The organism is Streptomyces sp. NPDC060205, assembly GCF_042728395.1.
Lineage (GTDB): Bacteria > Actinomycetota > Actinomycetes > Streptomycetales > Streptomycetaceae > Streptomyces.
The window spans coordinates 17,973-43,029 of record NZ_JBHWZP010000045.1; the positions used below are offsets into that span (position 1 = coordinate 17,973).

General features: G+C 72.5%; 17 protein-coding genes and 1 tRNA gene. 15 read left to right on the forward strand and 3 right to left on the reverse strand.

Going from position 1 to position 25,057, the window contains the following annotated elements; translation table 11 throughout:
• Positions 1-7: 7 nt before the first annotated feature.
• The 12 genes from ACFWGJ_RS11135 to ACFWGJ_RS11190 all read left to right on the forward strand — a co-directional run bounded on the left by ACFWGJ_RS11135 (position 8) and on the right by ACFWGJ_RS11190 (position 16,091).
• Complete coding sequence (locus ACFWGJ_RS11135; protein ID WP_387322612.1) at positions 8-676, forward strand: hypothetical protein; 669 nt, start codon at positions 8-10, stop codon at positions 674-676.
• On the forward strand, positions 673-1,386 hold the full coding sequence (locus tag ACFWGJ_RS11140) for a hypothetical protein (RefSeq protein WP_387322614.1): 714 nt from the start codon (positions 673-675) through the stop codon (positions 1,384-1,386). The genes ACFWGJ_RS11135 and ACFWGJ_RS11140 overlap by 4 nt, the downstream gene beginning before the upstream one ends.
• A 10-nt stretch (positions 1,387-1,396) precedes the next feature.
• Complete coding sequence (locus ACFWGJ_RS11145) at positions 1,397-1,780, forward strand: LysM peptidoglycan-binding domain-containing protein (protein ID WP_387322616.1); 384 nt, start codon at positions 1,397-1,399, stop codon at positions 1,778-1,780.
• On the forward strand, positions 1,773-2,912 hold the full coding sequence (locus ACFWGJ_RS11150) for a hypothetical protein (protein ID WP_387322617.1): 1,140 nt from the start codon (positions 1,773-1,775) through the stop codon (positions 2,910-2,912). Before ACFWGJ_RS11145 ends, ACFWGJ_RS11150 begins: the two co-directional genes overlap by 8 nt.
• A 49-nt stretch (positions 2,913-2,961) precedes the next feature.
• Positions 2,962-3,498, forward strand: coding sequence for a phage baseplate assembly protein V (locus ACFWGJ_RS11155; RefSeq protein ID WP_387322619.1), 537 nt, complete (start codon positions 2,962-2,964; stop codon positions 3,496-3,498).
• A gap of 20 nt (positions 3,499-3,518) precedes the next feature.
• A complete protein-coding gene (locus ACFWGJ_RS11160; protein WP_387322620.1) occupies positions 3,519-3,872 on the forward strand; it encodes a hypothetical protein in 354 nt (117 codons plus the stop codon).
• Positions 3,869-4,255: a GPW/gp25 family protein gene (locus tag ACFWGJ_RS11165; protein ID WP_387322622.1), complete on the forward strand. Its 387-nt coding sequence runs from the start codon at positions 3,869-3,871 to the stop codon at positions 4,253-4,255. Before ACFWGJ_RS11160 ends, ACFWGJ_RS11165 begins: the two co-directional genes overlap by 4 nt.
• Positions 4,252-7,584, forward strand: coding sequence for a putative baseplate assembly protein (locus ACFWGJ_RS11170; RefSeq protein WP_387322624.1), 3,333 nt, complete (start codon positions 4,252-4,254; stop codon positions 7,582-7,584). Before ACFWGJ_RS11165 ends, ACFWGJ_RS11170 begins: the two co-directional genes overlap by 4 nt.
• Positions 7,581-11,423, forward strand: coding sequence for a putative baseplate assembly protein (locus ACFWGJ_RS11175; RefSeq protein ID WP_387322626.1), 3,843 nt, complete (start codon positions 7,581-7,583; stop codon positions 11,421-11,423). The genes ACFWGJ_RS11170 and ACFWGJ_RS11175 overlap by 4 nt, the downstream gene beginning before the upstream one ends.
• Positions 11,423-13,573 carry a hypothetical protein gene (locus ACFWGJ_RS11180; protein ID WP_387322627.1) on the forward strand — a complete coding sequence of 717 codons (2,151 nt, stop codon included), beginning with the start codon at positions 11,423-11,425 and terminating at the stop codon, positions 13,571-13,573. Before ACFWGJ_RS11175 ends, ACFWGJ_RS11180 begins: the two co-directional genes overlap by 1 nt.
• A gap of 82 nt (positions 13,574-13,655) precedes the next feature.
• Entirely contained in the window at positions 13,656-15,209 is a 1,554-nt protein-coding gene (locus tag ACFWGJ_RS11185; protein WP_387322629.1) for a DUF6519 domain-containing protein, read from the forward strand.
• Between the two features lie 3 nt (positions 15,210-15,212).
• Complete coding sequence (locus tag ACFWGJ_RS11190) at positions 15,213-16,091, forward strand: peptidoglycan-binding protein (protein ID WP_387322631.1); 879 nt, start codon at positions 15,213-15,215, stop codon at positions 16,089-16,091.
• A gap of 118 nt (positions 16,092-16,209) precedes the next feature.
• Here the strand turns inward: ACFWGJ_RS11190 and ACFWGJ_RS11195 are convergent, their stop codons facing one another.
• The 3 genes from ACFWGJ_RS11195 to ACFWGJ_RS11205 all read right to left on the reverse strand — a co-directional run bounded on the left by ACFWGJ_RS11195 (position 16,210) and on the right by ACFWGJ_RS11205 (position 22,044).
• Complete coding sequence (locus tag ACFWGJ_RS11195) at positions 16,210-17,622, reverse strand: M1 family metallopeptidase (RefSeq protein ID WP_387322633.1); 1,413 nt, start codon at positions 17,620-17,622, stop codon at positions 16,210-16,212.
• A gap of 43 nt (positions 17,623-17,665) precedes the next feature.
• Positions 17,666-21,619 (reverse strand): Pls/PosA family non-ribosomal peptide synthetase, encoded by a 3,954-nt coding sequence (locus ACFWGJ_RS11200; protein WP_387322635.1) that lies wholly within the window; start codon positions 21,617-21,619, stop codon positions 17,666-17,668.
• A gap of 337 nt (positions 21,620-21,956) precedes the next feature.
• A tRNA-Leu gene (locus ACFWGJ_RS11205) sits at positions 21,957-22,044 on the reverse strand.
• A 220-nt stretch (positions 22,045-22,264) separates the two neighbouring features.
• Here ACFWGJ_RS11205 and ACFWGJ_RS11210 point away from each other — a divergent pair.
• From ACFWGJ_RS11210 to ACFWGJ_RS11220, 3 genes are all read left to right on the forward strand, one after another.
• Complete coding sequence (locus tag ACFWGJ_RS11210; RefSeq protein ID WP_387322637.1) at positions 22,265-23,590, forward strand: M20/M25/M40 family metallo-hydrolase; 1,326 nt, start codon at positions 22,265-22,267, stop codon at positions 23,588-23,590.
• Between the two features lie 170 nt (positions 23,591-23,760).
• The gene (gene chpH / locus ACFWGJ_RS11215; protein WP_107021063.1) at positions 23,761-23,994 is read left to right on the forward strand and encodes a chaplin ChpH; all 234 of its coding nucleotides are present in this window, start codon (positions 23,761-23,763) and stop codon (positions 23,992-23,994) included.
• Between the two features lie 180 nt (positions 23,995-24,174).
• The gene (locus tag ACFWGJ_RS11220) at positions 24,175-25,017 is read left to right on the forward strand and encodes a chaplin (RefSeq protein WP_387322638.1); all 843 of its coding nucleotides are present in this window, start codon (positions 24,175-24,177) and stop codon (positions 25,015-25,017) included.
• The last annotated feature ends 40 nt before the right edge of the window (positions 25,018-25,057 follow it).

Genomic DNA, 25,057 nt, shown 5'->3' on the forward strand with positions numbered 1-25,057 from the left:
GAACAGGATGCCCATCCCATTCCACTTGCGGGCGCGCGAAGTCTTCGAAGAAGTGAGGTCCGCGGCTGAGTTCAGCGTGGAAAAGTCCGAGTTCCAGGGCGAAGGGGCGCGTCCCCTCACCGCAGAGGACGAGAGAATCATTGGCCTGTACATGGGGCCTGAAGCAGTCGAACAGGTGGTCAATCATCTGTTCGACGCCGAACAGATTCATCTCTCCTGGCACACTCCTGACCATGCTGTGTACGGAGAGTTTGCCCTCAAAGATCTGAGGACCTGCCTGTCGGGCCCTTACATGCCCTACACCGACGAGCGACTGACCTCGGCCGAGCAGTTGGTGATGGATGAGATCAAGACCCTGGAGGAGGCGCCGGGTTCCGGCCGTCTCACCGCGCTGCGTGTCTCCATGGACATGACCCCGTGTCACGAACTCTGGTTCTACGACATGAATCAACAGCGATTCGAGCTGCTGGACCTCAAATATTCTTCGTACCTGGACGCATTGCTTATTACAAAAGGAATTCCTGGCTGGCAGTATCTTTACGCCGATGTGCGCTTGGCTGAAGATGAATTTCGCCAGCTCGCCAGCCAGTTGGAACGATCCCTGGACGCGCTCGAAGAGGTCTTCCCGGCTTACGACTACAGCGCTCTCCGTCAACGCCTGGAGGCCCGCCGATGACCCGCTACGCCGACATCCCCAAGCCCATCCGTTCCGGAATCGTCGTCGTCGATCCCGATCGCGGTACACCCCAGCGCATCATCGTGCTCCAGTTCAATCCCGACACCCTGGAGCGCAGTCTCAGTCCTCAGGCCGCCGGGGGCAGTGGGGACTCCGGGGGAGGGGGGAGTGGGTCCGGGGACCGGAACGAGGCGTTGCGGCTGAAAGGGCCCGCCCAGGAGACCTGGAAGTTCACCGCCGAGATCGACGCGACCGATCAGTTCGAGGTCGCCGCCCCCGACGGCATCCACCCCCAGCTCGCCACGCTCGAAATGCTGGTGCAGCCCACGACCCAGCAGATACGCGACGCGACCCGCCTCTCGCAGAAGGGGGCCATCGAAATCAGCCCGATCGAAATGCCGTTGACCCTTTTCACCTGGGGCAGCAAACGCATCATGCCCGTGCGGATCACCGAACTGTCCATCAACGAATCCGCCTTCGACGTGAACCTCAACCCGATCCGGGCCTCGCTCGGCATCGGGCTGAAGGTCCTCACCGTCAGCGACCTGCCGGCCGGACACCGGGGCGCCGACCTGTACATGGCCCACCTCGCCCAGAAGGAGCGCCTGGCCGCGGCCGCCCGCCGCGGCAGCCTCGGCGGACTCGGCCTCACGAGCGCCGGCGCAGTCGCAGGAACCGGCACCGGCGTAACCCTGAGCGGAAGGGGCTGAGGCAGCGCCCATGGCAGACATCGAGCCCTACGAGAACGCCCTGGACGCCATCCCCGGCGCCCACCCCTACCCCCGCTCCAGCCGCTACCACGACGCCGAGATCGGCATCCACCGCCAACCGGACGGCACCGAAGTCCGTTACACCAAGCGCCGGCTGCTGCCCCCGCTCGACCAGCCCGGTCAGCTCGACCGGCCCGGCGACGAGGGCCGGCGCCACACCGTCGGCAGCGGCGACCGCCCCGACCTCCTCGGGCAGCGCTACTTCGGCGACCCCGCCCAGTGGTGGCAGATCGCCGACGCCAACCCGGTGCTCGACCCGCGGGAGCTGACCGACGAGGCCGGCCAGGTCATCGAGGTGCCGCTCCCCGGCGGCGGGGGAGAGCGGCGTGTTTGACGTCCCCGTGGGCCAGGGCCCCGTACACATCACCCTCCGCATGGGACCGAAGCTCACCCGCCCCGTCCCCGCCGAGGTCACCGAAGCACTGCTGTCCGCGCAGATCACCGCCACCGCGGGCGAACGCAGCGGCTTCCAGCTCGCCTTCGACCTCACCAAGAACGGGATCATCAACCGCGCCCTGCTCCCGGAGGGCTTCTTCGACCCGAAGACCCGGATCATCGTCACGGTCACCGTCAAGGGCACCCCCGACGTGCTCCTCGACGGCCTGATCGTGCGCCAGGAGGTCGGCGCCAGCAACCAGCCGGGCCACTCCACGCTCACCGTCACCGGCGAGGACCTGTCACTGCTGATGGACCTGGAGGAGCGGACCGACCGCTACCCCAACCTCCCGCCCTCCGACCGCGTCCTCGCGATCCTGCGCCGCTACTCCGACTACGGCATCCGGCCCGACGTCTACAAGGAGAAGGTGAGCCAGCCCCCGCACCAGGACCTGCGCGTCCACTACCAGACCGGCACCGACCTGCAGTACGTCACCGAGCTGGCCCGCGCCAACGGCTACACCTTCTACCTGGAACCCGGCCCGGCCCCCGGGCAGTCGTCCGCCCGCTGGGGGCCCGAGATCCGCCTCGGCGTCCGCCAGCACGCCCTCAACGTCAACATGGACAACAACTCCACCGTCGACCAGCTGACGTTCTCGTACGACGGAACCGCGCGCGAGGAGCCGCAGGCCCGCTGGCAGGACCCGGGGACCAGGGTGTCCACGCTGCTGCCGCAGCCGCCGATCAGCCCGCTGCGCCCGCCGCTCGGCAAGCGCCCCACCCCGGCGCTCAAGCGCAGGACCCTCTCCGGCACCGCCAAGCAGCAGCGCGAGCAGGCCGAGGCCGAACTGCTCGCCCGGGCCGCCGTGTCCGCCGACGTCATCTCGGGCTCCGGCTCCCTCGACGTCAACCGGCACGGCTACATCCTCCAGCCCCGCCAACTGGTCGGCGTGCGCGGCGCCGGACGGGCGTACGACGGCGACTACTACGTCAAGTCCGTCACGCACAACCTGCGCCCGGGCTCGTACCAGCAGAACTTCACCGTCTCGCGGGAGGGGCTTGAGGCGCGCAGCGCCTACGTCAGGCCCTGACCGACCGCGAGTCGACCGGCGACACCCCACAGAGCAGGAGCAGTTCAGCATGGCGGCAACCGGCAATCGCTACCTCGGCAAGTTCCGCGGCCGGGTGGTGGACAACGACGACCCGTTGCGGATCGGCCGCGTCAGGGCTGAGGTCCCTGACGTCCTGGGCGACGAGCCGTCGACCTGGGCGCTGCCCTGCCTGCCCTTCACCGGGCCGGAGTCGGGCCAGTTCGTGGTGCCGCCGCCCGACGCCGGCGTGTGGGTGGAGTTCGAGCAGGGCGATCCCAGCTTCCCCATCTGGACGGGGTGCTGGTACGGGGCCGCCGAGGAACTGCCGCCCGACGCGCGCCGCGAACTGCGGACCGGTTCACCGAACAAGCCCGTGGTCGTGCAGACACCGCTGGCGCACAAGCTCGTGATGAGCGACACCGCCGGCGCCGAGCAGGGGATTCTGCTCCAGGCCCAGGGCGGCGCGTACATCCGTATCACCCAGGACGCCGTGGTCATCGCGACCGGCGCCGGCGCCGAGGTCGTCCTGCGCGGCAAGGAAGTGACGATCAACGAGGGCCAGCTGACCGTGCTCTCGAAGCGATAGGAAGACGGGGGAACCATCACGTGTCCAGAGCGACAGGGGCGTCCGGGGGCCTGCTCGGCGCAGGCGCCCTGATCAGCTGCCCGCACGGCGGGCGCGCCACCAGCGCCACCACATCCGGCTCCACCGTGCTGATGGACGGGCATCCCGTCGCCACGGCCGCCCACGCGTACGTCGTCACCGGCTGCCCGCACACCGTCGACGGCGTGCCCGAACCGTGTGTCTCGGTGCGCTGGACGGCCGGGGACACCGGGGTGACGGCCGGCGGCTCGCCCGTCCTGCTCGACATCGCCGCGGCCGAGTGCTTCACGGCCGCGTTCGTCCCGCAGGGGCCGCCCGTCGTCCAGGCCGACCGGCGAAAGGTGACCGTCCGATGAGCCCACGCACCCGCCCCCGCAGCGACATCGCGTTCCCCTTCAGGGCCGACCGCCGGGGCCGCACCGCGCACGCGCGCCACGACGAGCACGTCCGCGACCTGATCGAACAGGTGCTGTTCACCAGCCCCGGCGAACGGGTGATGCGCCCCGACTTCGGCTGCGGACTGCTCGACCTGGTGTTCGCGCCCAGCAGCCCCGAACTCACCAGCACCCTCGAACTGTCCGTGCAGGCCTCCCTGCAGCGCTGGCTCGGCGACCTCGTCGAGATCGAGGCCCTGGACGTGGTGAGCGAGGACGACACGATCCGGGTCCACCTCTCCTACGCCGTGCGCTCCACCGGGACGCGCCGCGACGACGTCTTCGAAGGGAGGGCCGCGGCATGACGGCCTCCGGCACGACCCGCGGCACGACCGCCTCCCGGCGGGCGAAGGCGAGAGCCGCTCAGCTCAACGGGGTCGACGCGGTCGAGGTGAGCGACGACGGGCTCACCCTCACCGTCACCTTCCTCGGCAAGGCCCCGCACGGCCTGTGCGCCGAGAACGTACGCATCGAGGGCGGCCGGCGCATCGACGGCCTCACCGGTATCACCGTCGTCGACATCGGCGTCGAGCGCGAGGAGGACCCCGAACTCGACGACCGGCTGTACGTCACCCTCGACCGGGCCGGCGACTCCTCCCGCTACCGGCTCTCCCTGGTGGAGACCGACCCGTACGGGCGTCCCGGGACCGAGCCGTACCGCGGCTTCGACCAGCGCTACCACAGCGCCACCTTCACCTTCCGGCCCGACTGCCCGACCCCCTTCGACTGCAAGCACGAGCACGAGCACGAGCACGAGCACGGGTACGACCACGGGCAAGGGCCTTCAGAGGCACGGGCGTTCCCCGAAGCGCCCGTCGTCGACTACACCGCCCGCGACTACGACACCATCCGCACGCTGCTCCTCGACCGGCTGGCCCTCACCACCCCCGACTGGATCGAGCGCAACCCCGCCGACCTCGGCACCACGCTCGTCGAGATGCTCGCGTACACCGGCGACCGGATCAGCTACCAGCAGGACGCCGTCGCCACGGAGGCCTACCTCGACACCGCGCGCCGCCGGGTCTCGGTGCGCCGGCACGTGCGGCTCATCGACTACGCGATGCACGACGGCTGCAACGCCCGCGCCTACGTCACCGTGGAGAGCGCGGGCGACCACACGCTGCCCCCGGGCACCTACCGCTTCGCCTCCGTCGACGTACGCTCCCTCGACGCGCACGACCGTCCGGCGCCCGGCACGGTCATCGGTGACGGGGACCTCGCCGACCTCGACGAGCGCGGGTCCGTGGAGGTCTTCGAACCGGTCGTGGCCGCCGACCCGCTGGAGCTGCGCTCCGCCCACAACACGATCCGGCTGTGGACCTGGGGCGGCGAGGTGCGCTCCCTGCCCAGGGGCGCCACGGCCGCGACCCTGCGCGACGAATGGCGCGACACGGAGACCTGCGAGGAACGGCGACTCGCGCTGCGCGCCGGTGACCTGCTGGTCCTGGAGGAGGTGAAGGGCCCGCGCACCGGCACCCCCGGCGACGCCGACCCCGCCCACCGGCAGGTGGTCCGGCTGACCTCCGTCACCCCGGCCGTCGACCGGATCGAGGACCAGCCGGTCCTGGAGGTCACCTGGGCCGCCGGGGACGCGCTGCGCTTCCCCCTGTGCCTGACCACGCACGCCGGACGAGGCTGCGAGCGGGTCGAGGACGTGACGGTCGCCCGCGGCAACGTCGTCCTCGTCGACCACGGCCGCTCACCGGACCCGCGCGGCGAAGGCCTCCCGGAGACGCTGACCGTACCGCCCGGCCCCGCCGTCCTCGGCTCCTGCGGCACACAGGCCTGCGGCTGCGCCGACCCCGACGAGGGCAACGCCCCCGCCCGGCTCGTCAACTCCCTGACCGACAAAGCGGAGTGCGGCGACCCGCTGACCCCCGACGACGTCCACGAGCTGTTCGCCGTGGTGGGCGAGGACGCGACCGTACGCGCCGGACTCGGCCTGGAACTCACCGGGCGCCGCCCCGGCCGCGGCGGGACCCGGAGCGAGGGGCGGGTCGTGCCGGGCACGGCGTACGCCCAGGCCGCGGCGCTGCGGACGCTGCTCGCCCAGTCCGTGTACCCGGGCATCGCACCCCGCTTCCGGCCCGTGCTCGGCCGCTCACCCGTCACCCAGGCCGTGCCGTTCCCGGACCCCGGGGCCGTCGCCGGCGGCCAGGCCGAGCGCATCGCCGCCATTCCGGGGCGGGTCGAGCAGCGGCTCACCGAGCTGTGGCGCAGCGCGCGCGACCGCGACGGGCTCGGCGAACAGGAGATCGCCGAACTGACCGTGCTCTACGGCCTGAAGGTCCTGGAGCGTTTCGAGCTGCACCGCCACCCCGTCCGCGCCCTGCGTGAACTGCTGTTCCGCAGCGACCGGTTGCTGCACGCCAAGCTCCGGCGTGTCGAGGTGCTCACGGCGCGGGCCCGCGCGGGCACGGTCCTGGACGGACACATCGCCTGGGAGATCGCACACAGTTGGGGACCCGCGTACGCGGACGGCCTGCACCCGGGTGAACAGGTCCTGCGCGGCCCCGCCTCGGCGGCACTGCGGCACGACCCACGCCAGGCCCTGCCCGCCGTCCGGCTGCACGAGGTCCACGGCGGCCACCACGGTCACCATGGCGATCACGGCCACGGCGGTCACGAGGGCCGTGGCGGCGACGACAGGCACGACGGCCACCACGGCGATCACAGTCACGACGGCCCCCACGGCGACGTGATCTGGGAGCCCCGCCGCGACCTCCTCGACAGCACCCCCCGCGACCGCCACTTCGTCGGCGAACTGCAGGACGACGGCCGCCTCGCCCTGCGCTTCGGCGACGGCCGGCACGCCGCACGCCCCACCCCCGGCACCCGGTTTGAACTCCGCCACCGGCTCGGCGGCGGCACCGCGGGCAACGTGGGCGCCGAGGCCATCAACCACCTCGTGCTCAGCGCCGACTGCGAGCACCCGCCCGTGGCCGGCGTACGCAACCCGCTGCCCGCCACCGGCGGCACGGAACCCGAACCCGTCGAGCAGGTACGCCAGTCGGCCCCGCTCGACCTGCGCCGCACCAGGCTGCGCGCCGTCACCGCGGACGACTACGCGGCCCTCGCCGCCGCCCTGCCCGGCGTCCAGCGGGCCGCCGCCACGCTCCGCTGGACCGGCAGCGGCCAGGAGGCCCACATCGCCGTGGACGCGTACGGCACCGGGGACCCCTCCCCGGGGCTGCTCGCCGAGGTGACCCGGGCCCTGGAGGCGTACCGCCGGATCGGCCACGACCTCGTCGTCGGCGCCGCCCGGCCCGTGCCGCTCGACATCGCGCTGCGGGTCTGCGCGGTCCCGGGCCACCAGCACGGGCAGATCCTGGCCGAGCTGTACCGCGTACTCGGCCGGGGGCGCCTGCCCGGCGGGCGGCTCGGCTTCTTCCACCCCGACGCGCTCACCTTCGGCGAACCGGTCCGGCTCAGCCGGCTGGTCGCCGTCGCGGCGGCGGTGCCCGGCGTGGAGAGCGTCCAGGTCACCCGGCTGCGAAGGCAGTTCCACGAGGACCGAGGAGAGAGGGAGGACGGCGTGCTGCGGCTCGGCCCGCTGGAGATCGCCACCTGCGACAACGACCCCGACCGGCCGGAGAACGGCCGGCTGACGATATCCCTCGGAGGTGCCCGATGAGCGACGACTGCACCTGCGGCGGAGCATGCGGCGGCGGACACGGACCCGGTGGCGGCGCGTGCGGCGGTCACGACGAACGCCTCGCCCCCGCCCCGCTCCGCAACCCTCCGGGCCGTACCGCCCTGGACTACCGCGTAGGCGACCACGCCTCCTTCCTGGCCGCCCTGCTCGACCGGCTCGCCTCACCCGCGTACCCGGCGTTGCGGGGTCTGACGGTCCGCACCCCGGACGACCCGGCGATCGGCCTGCTCGACGCCACCGCCGTCCTGGGCGACCTGCTCACCTTCCACTCCGAGCGGATCGCCGACGAGGCCTATCTGCGTACCGCCGACGAACACCGCTCCCTGGTGCTGCTCGGCCGGCTCGTCGGCCACCGGCCGCGTCCGGGCGTCGCCGCCGCCACCCATCTCGCGTACAGCCTCGAACGGGACCCGCGTGCCGAGACCCTGCCCGTGGTCATCCCGCGGGGCGCGCGCAGCCACAGCGTGCCCGCGTCCGCCGACGAACAGTCGCAGACCTTCGAGACGAGCCGTGACCTGACCGCCCGCTGGGACTGGAACGAGCTGAAGGTCAGGCGCCGCCGCCCCTCCCTCGTCACCCCCGAGGACCTGGAGCGACGCTCCGCGCTGTTCGTCGAGGGCACCGCCAACTCCCTCGCCGTCGGAGACCAGTTGCTCTTCGTCTTCGGCGAACAGGCGGGCGCGCAAAGGCTGCTGCTGCCCGTGGCGAGCGTCCGTGTCGACCGGGACGACGAGATCACCGCGATCGGACTGCCCCGCTCGGCGCCGCCCACCTTCCGCGAACTCGTCGAGGAGGTGCGGCGCTGGACCGCCGAGCCCGCCGCTCCCGGCGAGCCCGGCGACGAACCGCCCACACCGGAGGTGCCCGATCCGCGCCCGGTCAGCCGCCTGATCGACGACCTCGACGACCAGGTCCTCGCCCCGCTGCGCGCGGACCTGGACGGCCTCGGCACACCGGAGAGCCTCGCGGCCCGTCTCGCCGAACCCGTCGCGCGCCTCGGCGAGGCCCAGATCCTCGCGACCCCGTACGACGACGTGGCGGCCTGGTTCGAGCGACTGGAGGCGGTACTGGCCGAACTGGCCGAGCGCGCGCTTGAGCTGGCGCCCGCCCAACCGGTTTCCCCAGAAGAGGGAGAGGGCTCCACGGCAGCAGTGGCCCGGAGCGCGCCCGCGTCCCCGAGCACGCCGGCGTCCGCGGCCGGCCGCCACGAGGCCGCCCTTCAGGCCCTCGGCGCCGTCCTGCCCGCGCTGCGCGGCAAGGCACCGGCGCCCACCGCGCGAGCGGCCCGCACCCGCCGCCCCGGCGCGGACACGGCCCGTCTGCTCTCGGTCCTCGACCCGGGGCTGAGCGGCCTCTACCCGGCCTGGCGCACGGCCGCCGCCCCCGGCACCCCACCGCTCCTGCGCGAACTGCTCGCCCTGCGGGTCACCACCGCCCCCTTCGGCGCGATGGCCCCGCTCAAACCCGTCCAGGACGACCGGGGCCGGGTCATCCGCACCGCGGACTGGCCCCTGACCGGCGCCTCGCTGGTCAGCATGCGCGTCGTGTTCGACACGGCGGGCAAGGCGCCGGTGCGGGCGGAGTTCCAGTACGTCGAGGGCAGCAGCTCCGACCAGCGCGCGGAGAACCTCCCCCTCGCCGTGCCGGTCACCTTCCGGCTCGGCACGGGCGAGGTGGACCTGTCCACCACCGCGGGCCAGGACCGCGAGCCGAACCGGCTCACCAGGCGGCCCGCCGCCGCCCAGGAGCCCGGCGTCACCGCGGTCCTGCGGGCCGGCCTGCCCGAGCGCACCCTCTTCGTGTCGCGCCCCGACGAGGAAGGCCTGGTCCACGTCGGCGTCCACAACGGCAGCACCGAACAGGTCACCCTGCGCCCCGGCGTCCCGGAGCAGTTCACGCACGGCGAGTACGAGGTGAGCCTCACCTACACGGTGGGCAGCGCCGCCCCGAACGTCGAGGTGGTCGTCGCCTCGAAGCCCGCGCCCGCCAACCGCCGCCTGCTCCAGCTGGACTCGGTGCGCGACGGCATCACGGTCGGCAGCTGGGTGGCGGTCCAGCGCCCCACCAAGGGGGCCGAGGGAGGCATCCCGGGCGACCCGGCCCTCGCGTACGTCACCACGAAGGTCGTGTCGGCGCGGACGGCCGCGTACACCAACTACGGCATCACCGGCCGGGGCACCGAACTCGTGCTGGCCGACCCGTGGCTGGACGAGTTCGACGTCCTGCTGTCGCACTTCCGCGACACCACCGTGCACGCGGCGGGCGAACCGCTGCGCCTCGCCGACGAACCGCTCGGCGAGGACGTGCACGGCAACGGGATCGAACTCGCCGAGCTGTACGACGGGTTGCGGCCCGGCCGCACCCTGATCGTCGACGGAGAGCGCAGCGACCTGCCGGGCGCCACCGCCGTACGGGCCACCGAGGTCGTCACCGTCGCCGCCGCAGAACCGGCGATCGACCCGCGGCTGCCCGGCGACCACGTCCACACCGAGCTGACGCTCACCACGGACCTCGCGTACCGCTACCGGCGCGACAGCGTGCGCGTCCTCGGCAACGTGGTCGAGGCGACGCACGGCGAGTCCCGCGACGAGGCGATCGGCAGCGGCGACCCGGACCGGGCCAACCAGACGTTCGCGCTCTGGCAGTCGCCCCTCACCTGGCTCGCCGACGACAACCCGCTCGGCGCCACACCGGTCCTGGAGATCAGGGCCGACGGCGTGCTCTGGCACGAGGTCGACAGCCTCGCCGGACGCGGCCCGCGCGAACGCGTGTACATCACCGGCAGCACCGCCGACGGCCGCACCACCGTGACCTTCGGCGACGGCGTGCACGGTGCCCGGCTGCCCGGCGGCCACGAGAACATCCACGCCCGCTACCGCTTCGGCACCGGCCGGGCCGCCAACGTCGCCGCGGGCCGCGTCACCCAGGCCCTCACCCGGCCCCTGGGCGTCTCCGCGGTCACCAACCCGCGCCCGGCCACCGGCGGAGCGGACGCGGACGGGCCCGCCCTGACGCGCCGCACGATCCCGCTCGCCGTCTCGGCCCTCGACCGCCTGGTGTCGGAGGCCGACTACGAGGACTTCGCCCGCTCCCGGGCCGGCGTCGGCCGGGCCGCCGCACGCGAACTCTTCGACGGCCGACGGCGCGTGCTGCATGTGACGGTCGCGGGCACGGACGACGTGCCGATCGCCGGCGACGGCGGCGACTCACCCCTCCTGCAATCCCTGCGGGCGGCCCTCACCGAGTACGGCGACCCGAACCTCCCGGTCCGCGTGGACGCCCGCGAACTCGTCGCGCTCCTCGTCTCCGCGAAGGTGAAGGTGTCGCCCGACCACTCCTGGCAGGTCGTCGAACCGCGGCTGCGCCAGGCGCTCCTGCGCACACTCGGTTACGAGGGGCGCGAGTTGGGGCAGCCGGCCCGTCTCTCCGACATCCTCGCCACGGCCCACCGGGTCCCCGGCGTCGACTACGTGGACGTCGACGTCTTCACGGGGGTCGCGGCCTCCACGACCGCCGGAGAACTCACCGAGCTCCTCGCGCGCCCCGGCCCGCCGAAGGCGACGGTCCCGGCACACGCGGCCACATACGACGAGAAGACCCACACCGTCCGCGCGAAGGACGGCGAGACGCTGTCGGAGATCTGCGGCCGGTACGGAGTCCCGCTCGCCGAACTCCTGCGCCTCAACCCCGACATCACCGACACCCGCCGCCTGGCGAAGGGCCGCTCGGTGTACGTCTTCCGCGGCATCCGCGCCGCCCAGCTCGCCCTGCTGTCGCCGAGGGCCGCGGACACCCTGATTCTGACGGAGGCCAACTGATGTCCAGGGAACCGGACGGACTCGCCGAGCTGCTTCCCCAGTGGCACCGGCTGCGCGACGCCCAGGAGGGCGAACCCCTGCGCGCGCTGCTCGCCGTCATGGCCGAACAGCTCGACCTCGTACGGGAAGGCGTCGAGCAGGGTTACGAGGACCTGTTCGTCGAGACGGCGGCCCCCTGGGTGCTGCCGTACCTCGGCGACCTGGTGGGCTACCGCACGCTTCCCGGCTACGAGCGAGTTCTCACCACCGGTCTGCGCGGCGGGAGTCAGGCCGCGCTCACCGAGGCCGTCGCGCCGCGCGCAGACGTCGCCGCCACGGTCGCGAACCGCCGCCGCAAGGGCACCCTCCACCTCCTCGAAGAACTCTCCGAGAACGTGGCCGGCTGGCCCGCACGCGCCGTCGAACTCTCCCGCCACCTCTCCCACCAGCAGCCCGTGAAGCTGTACGGGACCGGGGGCGCCGGGGCCCAGGAGCGCGGCACGCGCGGGCGGCTCGCCGACCTGCGCGACGGCTCCGCGCTCGACCTCGCGGGCGGCCCCTTCGGCGAGGTCGCCCGCTCGGCCGACGTCCGCAGGGCCGACTCCCGCCACCGGCAAGGGGGTTGGACCCCGGCGGGCGTCGGACTCTTCGTCTGGCGGCTGAAGGCGCACTCGCTGACGTCGTCACCCGCGTACTGCGTCGACCGGGCCCGCAACCTCTACACCTTCTCCATCCTCGGCAACGACACCCCGCTCGTCACCAAGCCCGTCCCGGAGCCCTCGCCCCACCACATCGCCGAGATCGACAACGTCCCCGCCTTCATCCGCCGCCGCCGGCTCCACGACCGCCTCGCCGACCTCTACGGACCAGGCAAGAGCTTCGTCATCCGCCGCGACGGCGAGGACCGGCCCGTGCCGCCCTCCGACATCGTCGTCGCCGACCTGTCGGAGTGGCGCTACCGACCCAAGCGCGGCCAGGTCGCGGTCGACCCGGAACTCGGCCGGATCGCCTTCGGCGCGCGGACGGCACCCCGCAAGGGCGTCTGGGTCGACTACCACCACGCCTTTGGCGCCGACCTGGGCGGCGGCGAGTACGCACGCGACCGCGAACCCCGCCCCGACGCCACCGTGTTCCGGGTCGGCCCCGGCCAGCGGCACCGGCAGATCATGGACGCCTACCGGGCCTGGCAGCACGACCGCCGGGCGGGCCGCTGCGGCCCCGAGGGCATCATCGAGATCACCCACAGCGGCGCCTACCAGGAACAGCTGGACTTCGACCTCGACCCGGGCGACCGGCTCGAACTGCGCGCCGCCGAGGGCACCCGCCCCGTCATCCGGCTGCTCGACTGGTACAGCAACCGCCCCGACGCCCTCAACATCCGTGCCGTCTCCGACGACTGCGCGCCCGGCGAGCGGCCCCGGATCGTCCTCGACGGGCTGCTCGTCACCGGCCGCGGCATCAACGTCACAGGACCGATGGGCGCCGTCGTCGTACGCCACTGCACCCTCGTGCCCGGCTGGTCCCTGGAGCCCGAGTGCGACCCGCACTCCCCGGAGGAACCGAGCATCGTCCTGGAACGCACCACCGCGTGCCTCCGGATCGAGCACAGCATCCTCGGCACCATCGAGGTCATCGGCGACGAGGTCCGCGAGGACCCCCTCGACATCCACCTGAGCGACAGCGTCCTGGACGCCACCGCCGACGACCGCGAGGCACTCTCCGCCCCCGACTGCCGGCACGCCCACGCCGTCCTGCACCTGCACCGCACGACCGTGATCGGCGAGATCCACACGCACGCGGTCCGCATCGCCGAGAACTCGCTCTTCACCGGCCGCCTCCACGTGGCCCGTCGGGGCATCGGCTGCCTGCGCTTCTCGTACGTGCCCACCGGCTCCCGTACGCCCCGCAGGTACCGCTGCCAGCCGGACCTGGCGGGCCCCGGCCAGGCCTTCCGCGTGCGCCCGCGGTTCACGTCCACGCGCTACGGGACGCCCTGGTACGGGCTGCTCGCCGACCGGGTCGCGCAGGAGATCCGGCGCGGCGCACAGGACGGGGCCGAGCCCGGCGCCTTCCACGACCTGTACCGGCCCCAGCGCGAGGACAACCTGCGGGCGCGGCTCGCGGAGTACACGCCCGCGGGAACGGACGCCGGGATCTTCCTCGTGACGTAGGCGCGCCCGAGGCGGCCCGCTCCACCCGGCTCCGCCCCACGACTTCGACGAACCGCACTTTCCGACCAGGGGGACACCCTTCATGCACGCAGACCTCTCCCGCTCCACCTTCCGCCCGGAGCGGCACTACTCGGCGGTCGTGGTCCAGCAGGGCCGCGTCCAGCTCGACGCGGACGCCAACGAACAGACCGCCATCCAGCTCCACCAGGCCCGCGCGCTCGCCACCGACCTGATCGGCCCGCACGGCGGCCCGCGCGACGCGGCCGGCTTCCGGATCGAGTACGTCGGCGGCAAGCACGACATCGACACCCTCCACATCCACGGCGGCCGGTACTACGTCGACGGCATCCTGTGCGAAGCGGACCGCCCGGCCGCCGGGGTCCCGGTGCCGGACGAGGACGCGCAGGACGGCGCGGACGGCGCCGACACCGACGGGCAGGACACCGCGCAGCCGACCCCGTACTGGACCTACTGGGACCAGCCGGACGGCTTCCGCGATCCGGAGAAGCCCGGCGACCGGCTGCCCTCACCCGCCCAGGCGCCCTTCGTGGCCTACCTCCAGGTCTGGGAGCGCGCCGTCACCGCGGCCGAGGACCCGGCGCTGCGCGAGGTGGCGCTCGGCGCCGCGATGCCGGACACCGCCGCCCGCGCCAAGGTGGTCTGGCAGGTCCTGCCCCTGGCGCTCGCCGACCTGGACATCGAGGCCGCCGAACCGTCGAAGGACACGGTCCGCGAGGCCTTCACCCGCTGGGCCCGGGCGCGGGCCGTCTCCTCGTCCCGCCTCGCCGCCCGCGCCGAACGCCCCGGACACGCCGACGAGGACCCCTGCCTGGTCAAGCCGGACGCCCGCTACCGCGGCCCGGAGAACCAGCTGTACCGGGTCGAGATCCACGCGGGCGGCGCGGCGAAGGACGCCTCGTTCAAGTGGTCGCGCGAGAACGGTTCCGTGGTCTTCCCGGTGGACGAACTGGACGGCACCTGGGTGCGGTTGGCGTCCCTCGGCCACGACGACAAGCTGGACCTGGACGTGGGCGACCGCGTGGAGTTCACGGACACCGCGTACGCCTCCCGCCTCGAACCCCTGCCCCTGCTGAGGGTCGAGGAACTGGACCTGCCCGGCCGCCGCGTACGCCTGTCGGCGGAACCCGGCCCGGGTGTCGGCCAGCTGCCGCACCTGAACCCGTTCCTGCGCCGCTGGGACCACCACGAGGGGCCGCGCCGCAAGGGCCGCACGACCACCCTGCGGGACGGGGCGGTTCCTGTCACGGAGGGGGAGTGGCTGCCCCTGGAGGACGGCATCGAGGTGTACTTCGCCAAGGGCGGCGCCTACCGCACCGGCGACCACTGGACCGTGCCCGCGCGCACCGCGACCGGCGGCGTCGAATGGCCGGTCGACGGCTCCCGCCGCCCGCTGCTCCGGCAACCGGCCGGAATCACCCGCCACTTCGCACCGCTGGCCCTGGTCAAGGGCGAGGCGGGCGCGGTGGACCTGCGCCTGGCCTTCGCCCCGCTCGCCACCGAGGTCCCGGCGGCCGACGAGGCGACGCTCGCGGCGGAGGCCAGGGCCCGCGAGGAGGAGCAGCAGGCCGAGACGGCCGAAGCGGAGCATGCCGCGGCCCCGGAAGGAGACAAGTAACCCATGGCAACACCACTGACCGCGTCCAAACTGGTGACGATCCTGCGCGCGGAGGGCCTGACGGTCCACGAGGTCCGCAACTGGCGCACCCACAACCGCAACAGCAAGGGCGCCTGGGGCCCCATGAACGGTGTGATGATCCATCACACCGTCACCTCGGGCACCGCCGCCTCCGTCGACATCTGCTACGACGGCTATTCCAGCCTGCCCGGCCCCCTGTGCCACGGAGTCATCGACAAGAAGGGCCATGTCCACCTCGTCGGCAACGGCCGCGCCAACCACGCGGGCCTGGGCGACGGAGACGTCCTGAGAGCCGTCGTCAACGAGACGAAGCTGCCGTCCGACAACGAGGCGGACACCGACGGCAACCGCCACTTCTACGGCTTCGAGTGCATCAACCTCGGCGACGGCAAGGACCCGTGGCCCGAGGTCCAGAAGGAGGCCATCGAGAAGGTCTCGGCCGCGATCTGCCGCGCCCACGGCTGGAGCGAGCGGTCCGTGATCGGCCACAAGGAGTGGCAGCCCGGCAAGGTCGACCCGCGCGGCTTCACGATGGACAGCATGCGCACCCGCATAGCGGCCCGCCTGAAGGGCAAGCCGACCTCTCCCAAACCCCCCACCACACCGCCCAAACCGTCGTACGTCCCCTTCCCGGGCAGCGCCTTCTTCCACGTCGGTCAGAAGTCCGCGGTCATCACGGCGATGGGCCGCCGCCTGGTCGCGGAGGGCTGCGGCCGCTACGAGTCCGGCCCGGGCCCCGACTGGACGGAAGCAGACCGCAAGTCGTACGCGGCCTGGCAACAGAAACAGGGCTTCAAGGGCAAGGACGCGGACGGCATCCCAGGCAAGAAGACCTGGGACGCCTTGAAGGTCCCCCGCTAACCACAAGAGGGCCCCCGGGGGCGCTCCTCCCGGGGCGCCCCCAAGGGGCGCGGGGAACTGCGCGCTCAGCCCCGACGCTCCCGCACGTCAAGAACCACCGCCCCCGGGGACCCCGCCGTCACCCCCCGCTCGGCGGATAGGAGGGCCGTTCAGGAATGGCCACCCCCGGCGAGGGCAACGCAGGCAACGCCCCCTCGAAAACCCACGCGGCGAACAGCTCGTCCAACGGCTCGGCCGCATACCGAGCCACGTGCGCGACGAACGCCGCCGTGGTCACCGCCCCACCCCGATGCACGGTCACCCACCCCCGCAGCATCCGGAAGAACGCCTCGTCCCCCACCGCGCACCGCACGGCGTGCAACACCAACCCGCCCCGCTCGTACAGCCGGTCGTCGAACATCAGCTTCCGCCCGGGATCGGCCAGCCGAAGATCCTGCGGCTTCCCGGCCAGCCCCCGGTGCGCGATCTGGGCCAGCGCCTGCGCACTGCGCCCGCCCGACCGCTCGGACCACAGCCACTCCGCGTACTTGGCGAACCCCTCGTTCAGCCAGATGTGCCGCCAGTCGGCGATGCTCACACTGTTCCCGAACCACTGGTGTGCCAGCTCGTGCGCGACCAGCCGCTCGGACCCCCGCCCGCCGTCCACATGGTTCGCACCGAACAGGGACAGCCCCTGTGCCTCCACGGGCACGTCGAGTTCCTCCTCGGTGACCACGACCGCGTACTCACCGAACGGATAGGGCCCGAACAACTCCTCGAAGAGCGTCATCATCGCGGGCTGCCGTGCGAAGTCCCGCGAGAACTCGGTGAGCAGCCGCGCCGGAATGTGCCCCGACTGCGGCACCCCGCCCAGACCCGGGTCGCCGAGCAGCACGGTCTGGTACTTGCCGATCGAGAGCCCGACCAGATAACTGGAAGTGGGCGCCGCCTGCTCGTACACCCACGTGGTCGTGGAGGCCTTGGGCGTACGCGTCAGCAGCCGCCCGCCCGCCACCACCGAGTACGCCGACGGCGTGGTCACGGCGATCTGGTACGAGGCCTTGTCGGCGGGCCGGTCGTTGCACGGGTACCAGGACGGCGCACCCACCGGCTGGCTCGCCACCAGCGCCCCGTCCTCCAGCTCCTCCCAGCCGATCCCGCCGAACGGGCTGCGTACCGGCTTGGGGTTGCCCGACCAGTGGACCTCGACGGTGAACGCGGCCCCGGCCCGCAGCGGCTTCGCCGGGCGGATCCGCAGCCGGCCGCCCCGGTGCGTGTAGTGCGTGGCCCGCCCGTCGACCCGGACCCGCCCGATCCGGAAGTCGGCGAGGTTCAGCTGGAACTCGGCGAGCGGCGACCGGCCCGCTATGGCGTTCAGACGCGCGGTGCCGGACAGCCGGTTGGGTCCCGGACGGTAGTCCAGGGCGAGCTCGTACCGATGGACCCGGTAACGGGGGTCCCCGTTCGCCGGGAAGTACGGATCCGCTCCCACTGTCTGCTGAACCACTGGAGTATCTGCTCCCTGCGCTGTGCTCGTACGGCGTGCCGGCATCGCCTCCCGGGCGCCGTACGAGCCGCGTCTGGGAACGCGACGCCTAGGAACGCCACGCCTCGATCGGGTTGCCCAGCCAACGGGTGTCGTCGGGAACGGATTCCGCCGCCATGACGAGGGACGCGGGTCCCAGTGTGCTGCGCGCCCCGACGGTGCTGCCGGGCAGAACGATTCCGCCCGGGCCCAGGGTGGCGCCCTCACGGAGGACCACAGTATCCGTCCTCAAGATCCGGTCGTGGAAGAGGTGGGTCTGCAGCACACAGCCACGGTTGACCGTCGCCGCGTCCTCCAGTGTCACCAGATCCGTCTCGGGCAGCCAGTAGCTCTCCACCCAGACACCCTTGCCGATCCGGGCGCCGAGGCCGCGGAGCCACAGGTTCATGACGGGGGTACCCGGCACGGACCCGGCCAACCACGGCACGGCGACGACCTCGACGAAGGTGTCGGCCAGCTCGTTGCGCCACACGAAACCGCTCCACAGGGGGTGCTCACCGGCGCGGTGACGCCCCACGAGCAGCCACTTCGCGACCACGGACAGCAGCCCGGCCGCAGCCCCGGCGCCCAGCAGCACCAGCCCGGCGAGCGCCCAGGCCCACGCCCCCAGCGCGCTCAGCGCGGCCACCGTCAGCACGGCGAGCGCCGCCGAGCAGAAGACGGGCACCATCCGGCACAGCTCGACGAGCCCGCGGGCCCACAGCAGCCGCACGGGCGGGTCGTACGTCAGGCTCTGGTCGCCGTCCTGCGTGGAGCGCGGCAGCCTGACCGGCGGCAGCCCCAGGTAGGAACTGCCCTTCTTGGCCTTCTTCGGCGTCGCGGACAGCACCCCGACGAGACCGCCGTCCGGCACCGAACGGCCGGGCCCGGTCATGCCGGAGTTGCCGAGGAACGCCCGGCGCCCGATCTCGGCCCGCCCGATCCGCATCCAGCCGCCGCCGAGTTCGTACGGCGCGGTCAGCGTGTCGTCGGCCAGGAACGCGCCCTCGCCGACCGTCGTCAGGCTCGGCAGCGCGAGGACGGTCGACACCTCTGCGCCCCGCCCGATCCGCATCCCCAGCAGCCGCAGCCACACCGGCGTGACGAGTCCCGCGTACAACGGGAACAGCGTCTCCCGGGAGCGGTCCATCAGCTGGGTGACGGTCCAGGCCTGCCAGCCGGTCCTGCTGTGCGTCGGATGCGTACCGGGCCGCAGCCCGAGGCTCAGCAGCCGCACGGCGACCAGCAGGAGCAGCGCGAACGCGAGACCGAAGGCGAGGGTCGCCGGCACCAGCGCCACGGCGGCGCCCCGCAGCGCGTCGACGAGCCCGGCGTCCGACGGGACGAAGACCCCCACGACGAGCAGCGCGGCCAGCCCCGACACCACGGGCAGCATCGTCAGCGCGAACCCGGTCGCCCCGTACATCACCCGCCAGTACGTGCCCTTCTGGGGGCGCTCCTTGGGCCAGTCCCGCTTGGCCTTGCCGAGCTTGGCCGCGGGCGAGCCCGCCCAGCGCTGACCGGTGGGCACCTGCCCGGAGACCGCCGAGCCGGGCGCCACCTCGGCCCGCTTGCCGACCCGGGCGCCGGGGAACAGGATGCTGCGGGTGCCGACGACGGCGTGCGCGCCGACCTTGACCGGGCCGATCTCCAGCCGGTCGCCGTCCAGCCAGTGCCCCGACAGGTCCACCTCGGACTCCACGGCGGCACCGCGGCCCAGCTTGAGCATGCCGGTCACGGGCGGCAGCGAGTGCAGATCGACGTCCGGGCCGACCTTGGCGCCCAGCGCCCGCGCGTACCGCTCCAGCCAGGACCCGGTCAGCGAGGTCGCCCCGCTGAACTCGGCGAGCCGCTCGGCCGCCCACAGCCGCAGATGCACGCTCCCGCCGCGCGGATACCGGCCGGGCGTCACCTTCCGCAGCAGCAGCCGCGCCCCGCCCGCTCCGATCGCGAGCCGTCCGGGCGGGCTGAAGAGGAGGGCGGCCAGCGGGGCGACCAGCCACCAGGAGGCGGTCGGCGCCCACGGATACGCCCCGAACCAGTGCAGCGCGTTGCCGAGCGCGGCCAGCGCCACCGTCCAGCGCAGCCCGAGCAGCGTGAACAGGGGAAGGAGCACCAGCAGCTGGACGACCTTGGCGCGCAGCGGCACCGGTGCGATCAGCCGCTCGGCGCCGTCGCCCTGCGCGGACTTCTCCAGATGCCGGGCCAGCTTCCGCAGCACCGGCTGCTGGTAGATGTCGAGCACGGCGGCGCTCGGGTAGCGGGTGCGCAGCCGCGTGGTGAGCAGGGCGGCGGCGAGACTCCCGCCGCCGATCGCGAAGAAGTCGTCCCGGGCGGAACCCACCGGGATGCCCAGCACCTCGCTCCACTGCTCGGCGAGCCACGCCTCGGTCCCGTACAGCTGCTCGGTGGGCCCGCCGGTCTCCAGGTTCTCCAGCGGCCAGGGCAGCGCGTCCCGGTCGACCTTGCCGGACGTACGCGTCGGCAGCTCGGGCACGAGCGCGATCAGCGGGACGAGCGCGGCGGGCAGCTCGGCCCGCAGCCGCTCGACGGCGGCGGCGTGATCCCAGCCGCCGCCTTCGCCCCCGCCCTCCCGGACCTCGTCCTGGACCTCGTCCTGGACCTCCTCCTGGACCTCGTTCTGGACCTCCTCCTGGAGGACGACATAGCCGACGAGCAGCTGGTTCCCGCCGCGCGCGGTGCGCACGGCGGCAGCGGCTCCGGCCACCCCGGGCAGCCCCTGGAGAGCGGTGTCCACTTCCCCCAGCTCGATCCGGCGCCCGCCCAGCTTGATCTGCTCGTCGGCCCGCCCGAGGAAGATCAGCCCCTCCGGCTCCGCCTTGACCAGGTCGCCGCTGCGGTACGCGCGCTCCCAGCCGAGCGATTCGAGCGGGGCGTACTTCTCGGCGTCCTTCTCCGGATCGAGATAGCGGGCGAGCCCCACCCCGCCGATCACGAGCTGCCCGCTGCCGCCCATCGGCACGGGCTCCCCGGCCTCATCGACGACGGCCAGCTCCCAGCCGTCGAGCGGCAGCCCGATCCTGACCGGCTCCTCACCGGTCATGAGCGAGGCACAGGCCACGACGGTCGCCTCGGTGGGCCCGTAGGTGTTCCACACCTCACGCCCCTCGGTGACCAGGCGCTGCACCAGCTCGGGCGGGCAGGCCTCACCGCCGAAGATCAGCAGCCGTACCTCGTTGAGCGCCTCCGGCTCCCACAGGGCGGCCAGCGTCGGCACGGTGGAGACGACGGTGATCTCCTGCTCGACCAGCCAGGGCCCGAGGTCGGCTCCGCTGCGCACCTGGGAGCGCGGCACGGGCACCAGACAGGCCCCGTAGCGCCACGCCAGCCACATCTCCTCGCAGGACGCGTCGAAGGCGACGGAGAGCCCGGCCATGACCCGGTCACCGGGCCCGACGGGGTCCTCGGTGAGGAAGAGCCCGGCCTCGGCGTCCACGAAGGCGGCGGCACTGCGGTGCGTGACGGCGACCCCCTTGGGCTTGCCGGTCGAACCGGAGGTGAAGATGATCCACGCGTCGTGCCCGGTGCCGGGCCGCGCGGCGGGCACCTCGCTGCGCCCCTCGACGGTCAGCTCGTGCCCCGCCCCGACGACGGCGCGTACGCCCGCCTCCCCGAAGACCAGCTCGGCCCGCTCGTCCGGGTCCTCGGCGTCCACCGGTACATAGGCGGCCCCGGCGGCGAGAACAGCGAGAACGGCCACGTACAGCTCATTGGTCCCGGACGGCACACGCACACCGACGCGGTCACCGAGCCCCACCCCCGCGTCGCTCAGCCCCCGCCGCAGCGCCTCGACCTCTATAGCCAGGGCACGGTAGGTGAGGGCCTGACGGCCGTCGTCGAGGGCGGGCTCGTCGGGGTACGCGCGCACGGAGGCGTCGAGGATGTCGACGAGGGTGCGCGGTGACGGTGCGGAGGCTGCGGAGAAACGTGCCCGGTCGCCGAACTCGGCCCGTACCTCGTCGTCGGACAACTGGAACGCGGGGCCATGCTGGAGGGCTGCCATCGGGTCCTCACATGTCGTACCCGGACGCACCGGGGGAGCAGGCGGGCCCGCAGGTATGCCTGGGGATATTCCACTCAGCTCCGAACAAGCGTGGAATTTTAGTACGACGCTAGCCCCGGCCTCGCGCCCCAGCGACGCGAACAGGCCCGTGCGGGGCCCCGGTACCGGCCTCCGCGCCTCTCTGACATGGAGTTATGTCACCTTGACGAGATCTGCCCCACACCTGCCGGAAACGCGGGTCCGAACGCCGTCCAGGACGCACGCGCCACCCGCCGGGGCGCAGTCGCCGGGGCGGCCCGGGAACAAGAAAAACCCCAGACGGGCTGGGGTTTTTCGCTGGTGTCCGAGGGGGGACTTGAACCCCCACGCCCGATAAAGGGCACTAGCACCTCAAGCTAGCGCGTCTGCCATTCCGCCACCCGGACAAGGTGTCTGTCGCGCGGGGTTCCCCTCGCGGCGACGAAGGAAACATTACCAGGCTTTCCAGACCCCCCGATCACCGGCCGGTGGACCGCCGGGCCGCGGCCGTCGGGGCGTGAACGGCGTGTGACGGGCGTGGTCCGGCCTTGGGCGGGGAGGAACGGGGAGGGAGGATGAGGGGGAAGGACGTGGGGGACCACCAGCAGTGACAGTGGGAGGAAGCGCGTGAGCGAGCAGGACACGACCAGGAGCATCAAGGGTGAGGACGAGGTCGTCGACCTCTGCCGCGAGCTGATCCGGATCGACACCAGCAACTACGGCGACCACTCGGGCCCGGGTGAGCGCAAGGCCGCCGAGTACGTCGCGGAGAAGCTCGCCGAGGTGGGTCTCGAACCGCAGATCTTCGAGTCGCACACGGGCCGCGCCTCCACGGTGGTCAGGATCGAGGGCGAGGACCGCTCACGGCCCGGGCTGCTCATCCACGGCCACACCGACGTCGTACCGGCGAACGCCCAGGACTGGACGCACCACCCGTTCTCCGGCGAGATCGCCGACGGCTGCGTGTGGGGCCGCGGCGCGGTCGACATGAAGGACATGGACGCGATGACCCTCGCGGTCGTACGCGACCGGGTGCGCAGCGGCCGCAAGCCTCCCCGCGACCTCGTGCTGGCCTTCCTGGCCGACGAGGAGGCGGGCGGCACGTTCGGCGCCAAGCACCTCGTCACCAAGCACCCCGATCTCTTCGAGGGCGTGACGGAGGCGATCGGCGAGGTCGGCGGCTTCTCCTTCACGGTCAACGAGGACCTGCGGCTGTATCTGGTGGAGACCGCCCAGAAGGGCATGCACTGGATGAAGCTGACCGTGGACGGCACCGCCGGGCACGGTTCGATGATCCACAAGGACAACGCGATCACCGAGCTGTCCGAGGCGGTGGGCCGGCTCGGCCGGCACAAGTTCCCCGTGCGGGTCACGAAGACCCTGCGGCACTTCCTGGACGAGCTGGGCGACGCCCTCGGCACCGAGCTCGACCCCGAGAACATGGACGCGACGCTGGCCAAGCTCGGCGGGATCGCCAAGCTCATCGGCGCCTCGCTGCAGAACACCGCCAACCCGACCCAGCTGGGCGCGGGCTACAAGGTGAACGTCATCCCGGGCCAGGCGACCGCGCACGTCGACGCCCGCTACCTGCCGGGGTACGAGGAGGAGTTCCTCGCCGATCTGGACCGGATCCTCGGCCCGAACGTGAAGCGTGAGGACGTGCACGCGGACAAGGCCCTGGAGACCACCTTCGACGGGGCGCTGGTGGACGCCATGCAGACCGCACTGGTCGCCGAGGACCCGATCGCGCGGGCCGTGCCGTACATGCTCTCCGCCGGCACCGACGCCAAGTCCTTCGACGACCTCGGCATCCGCTGCTTCGGCTTCGCCCCGCTGAAGCTGCCGCCGGAGCTGGACTTCGCCGGAATGTTCCACGGTGTCGACGAGCGGGTCCCGGTCGACGCCCTCAAGTTCGGTGTGCGGGTGCTCGACCGTTTCATCGAGGCGTCCTGACAGAGGCCTCCTGGAATAAACCGCTGAAACGACACTCCAATAATCGCCAGCGCGTACGGAGCCGACTGAGAAGAGTGAATGCGCTCATAAGCTCGTAGCCCTATTACTCCCTCCTCGTTACTGGTGATGTGATCCGCGGCTGGGATCACATGTGACTACTAGGAGGAACAATGATCAAGAAGATCGTCGCCGCTGCGGCTGCCACGGGTGGCCTCGTTCTCGCCGGTGCGGGTCTTGCGGTCGCCGACGCCGGTGCTCAGGGTGCTGCTGTCGGCTCCCCGGGCGTGCTCTCGGGCAACGTCGTCCAGGCGCCCATCCACATCCCGGTGAACGTCTGCGGCAACACGGTCTCCGTGATCGGGCTGCTGAACCCCGCCTTCGGTAACACCTGCACCAACGTCTGACGCTGTGCTCGACGTCTGACGATGTGCTCACCTCATGAGGGCCTGCATCCCATGAAGGTCTGAATCCATGAGGGTCTGAGTCCGCGGCCCCCGCGTGCGTGCCATGCGCTCCGGGGCCGCCGACATTTTGTATACCGCGATATCGCGCACCACACGGTTCACAAGGGGCAGGGAAAAGCTATGCGACAGGTCACCCGCAAAGGCCTGATGACGGTGGCGGCGGCAACCGGGGTCCTCGCGGCCACCGGCGGCTACGCGCACGCCGACTCGGGGGCGCACGGCACCGCTTCGGGCTCCCCGGGCGTACTCTCCGGCAACTCGGTACAGGCGCCGGTGCACGCGCCGGTCAACGTCTGCGGCAACACCGTGAACGTGGTCGGCGTCCTCAACCCGGCGGTCGGCAACAAGTGCTCCAACAAGGGGGCGGGCAAGGGCGGCGGCTCCGGCCACCACGGGAGCGGCGGCTCGGGCGGCGGAAGCGGATCGCACGCCGGGGGGCACACCGGAGACTCGCCCGGAGTGGGCTCCGGCAACCATGTGCAGATTCCCGTCGACGTTCCGGTGAACGTCTGCGGCAACAGCGTCTCCGTCGCCGGTGTCGGCAACACGGCCACGGGCAACGCCTGCGGGAACACCGGCAGCGGCGGGCACGGCACCACGACTCCCGGACACGGCGGGCACGGGGGATCCGACTCTCCGGGCACGCCGGGACAGCCCGGAGACGCGGAACACCCGGGTACGCCGGGCGGCCCGGGCAAGCCGGGGGAGTCCGACGGCTCGAACGGCTCGGGGCGCCCCGGCACGTCGGGCCACGGAGGCCACGGTGCCTCGAACGCCGACGCCCCGAACGGGCACGCCTCGGACGCGAACGCCCTCGGCGCCCGGGCCGACGGCCGCACCGACGGCTCCGCGCACCTCGCGCAGACCGGCGCCGGTGTGCCGCTCGGCCTCGCGCTGCCCGTGGGCGCGGGCGCGCTGCTGGCGGGCGCCGTGCTCTACCGCAAGGCACGCGCCTCGGTGTGAGCGCCTGATCCCGAGCAGGTCGAACGGAGCGGGCCCCGCA

What these genes read in the sequence shown, in the direction of transcription:
- ACFWGJ_RS11135 (WP_387322612.1), top strand. Translation starts at nt 8, where the DNA reads ATGCCCATCCCATTCCACTTGCGGGCGCGCGAAGTCTTCGAAGAAGTG.
- ACFWGJ_RS11140 (WP_387322614.1), top strand. Translation starts at nt 673, where the DNA reads ATGACCCGCTACGCCGACATCCCCAAGCCCATCCGTTCCGGAATCGTC.
- ACFWGJ_RS11145 (WP_387322616.1), top strand. Translation starts at nt 1,397, where the DNA reads ATGGCAGACATCGAGCCCTACGAGAACGCCCTGGACGCCATCCCCGGC.
- ACFWGJ_RS11155 (WP_387322619.1), top strand. Translation starts at nt 2,962, where the DNA reads ATGGCGGCAACCGGCAATCGCTACCTCGGCAAGTTCCGCGGCCGGGTG.
- ACFWGJ_RS11165 (WP_387322622.1), top strand. Translation starts at nt 3,869, where the DNA reads ATGAGCCCACGCACCCGCCCCCGCAGCGACATCGCGTTCCCCTTCAGG.
- ACFWGJ_RS11170 (WP_387322624.1), top strand. Translation starts at nt 4,252, where the DNA reads ATGACGGCCTCCGGCACGACCCGCGGCACGACCGCCTCCCGGCGGGCG.
- ACFWGJ_RS11175 (WP_387322626.1), top strand. Translation starts at nt 7,581, where the DNA reads ATGAGCGACGACTGCACCTGCGGCGGAGCATGCGGCGGCGGACACGGA.
- ACFWGJ_RS11180 (WP_387322627.1), top strand. Translation starts at nt 11,423, where the DNA reads ATGTCCAGGGAACCGGACGGACTCGCCGAGCTGCTTCCCCAGTGGCAC.
- ACFWGJ_RS11185 (WP_387322629.1), top strand. Translation starts at nt 13,656, where the DNA reads ATGCACGCAGACCTCTCCCGCTCCACCTTCCGCCCGGAGCGGCACTAC.
- ACFWGJ_RS11190 (WP_387322631.1), top strand. Translation starts at nt 15,213, where the DNA reads ATGGCAACACCACTGACCGCGTCCAAACTGGTGACGATCCTGCGCGCG.
- ACFWGJ_RS11195 (WP_387322633.1), bottom strand. Translation starts at nt 17,622, where the DNA reads ATGCCGGCACGCCGTACGAGCACAGCGCAGGGAGCAGATACTCCAGTG.
- ACFWGJ_RS11200 (WP_387322635.1), bottom strand. Translation starts at nt 21,619, where the DNA reads ATGGCAGCCCTCCAGCATGGCCCCGCGTTCCAGTTGTCCGACGACGAG.
- chpH (WP_107021063.1), top strand. Translation starts at nt 23,761, where the DNA reads ATGATCAAGAAGATCGTCGCCGCTGCGGCTGCCACGGGTGGCCTCGTT.
- ACFWGJ_RS11220 (WP_387322638.1), top strand. Translation starts at nt 24,175, where the DNA reads ATGCGACAGGTCACCCGCAAAGGCCTGATGACGGTGGCGGCGGCAACC.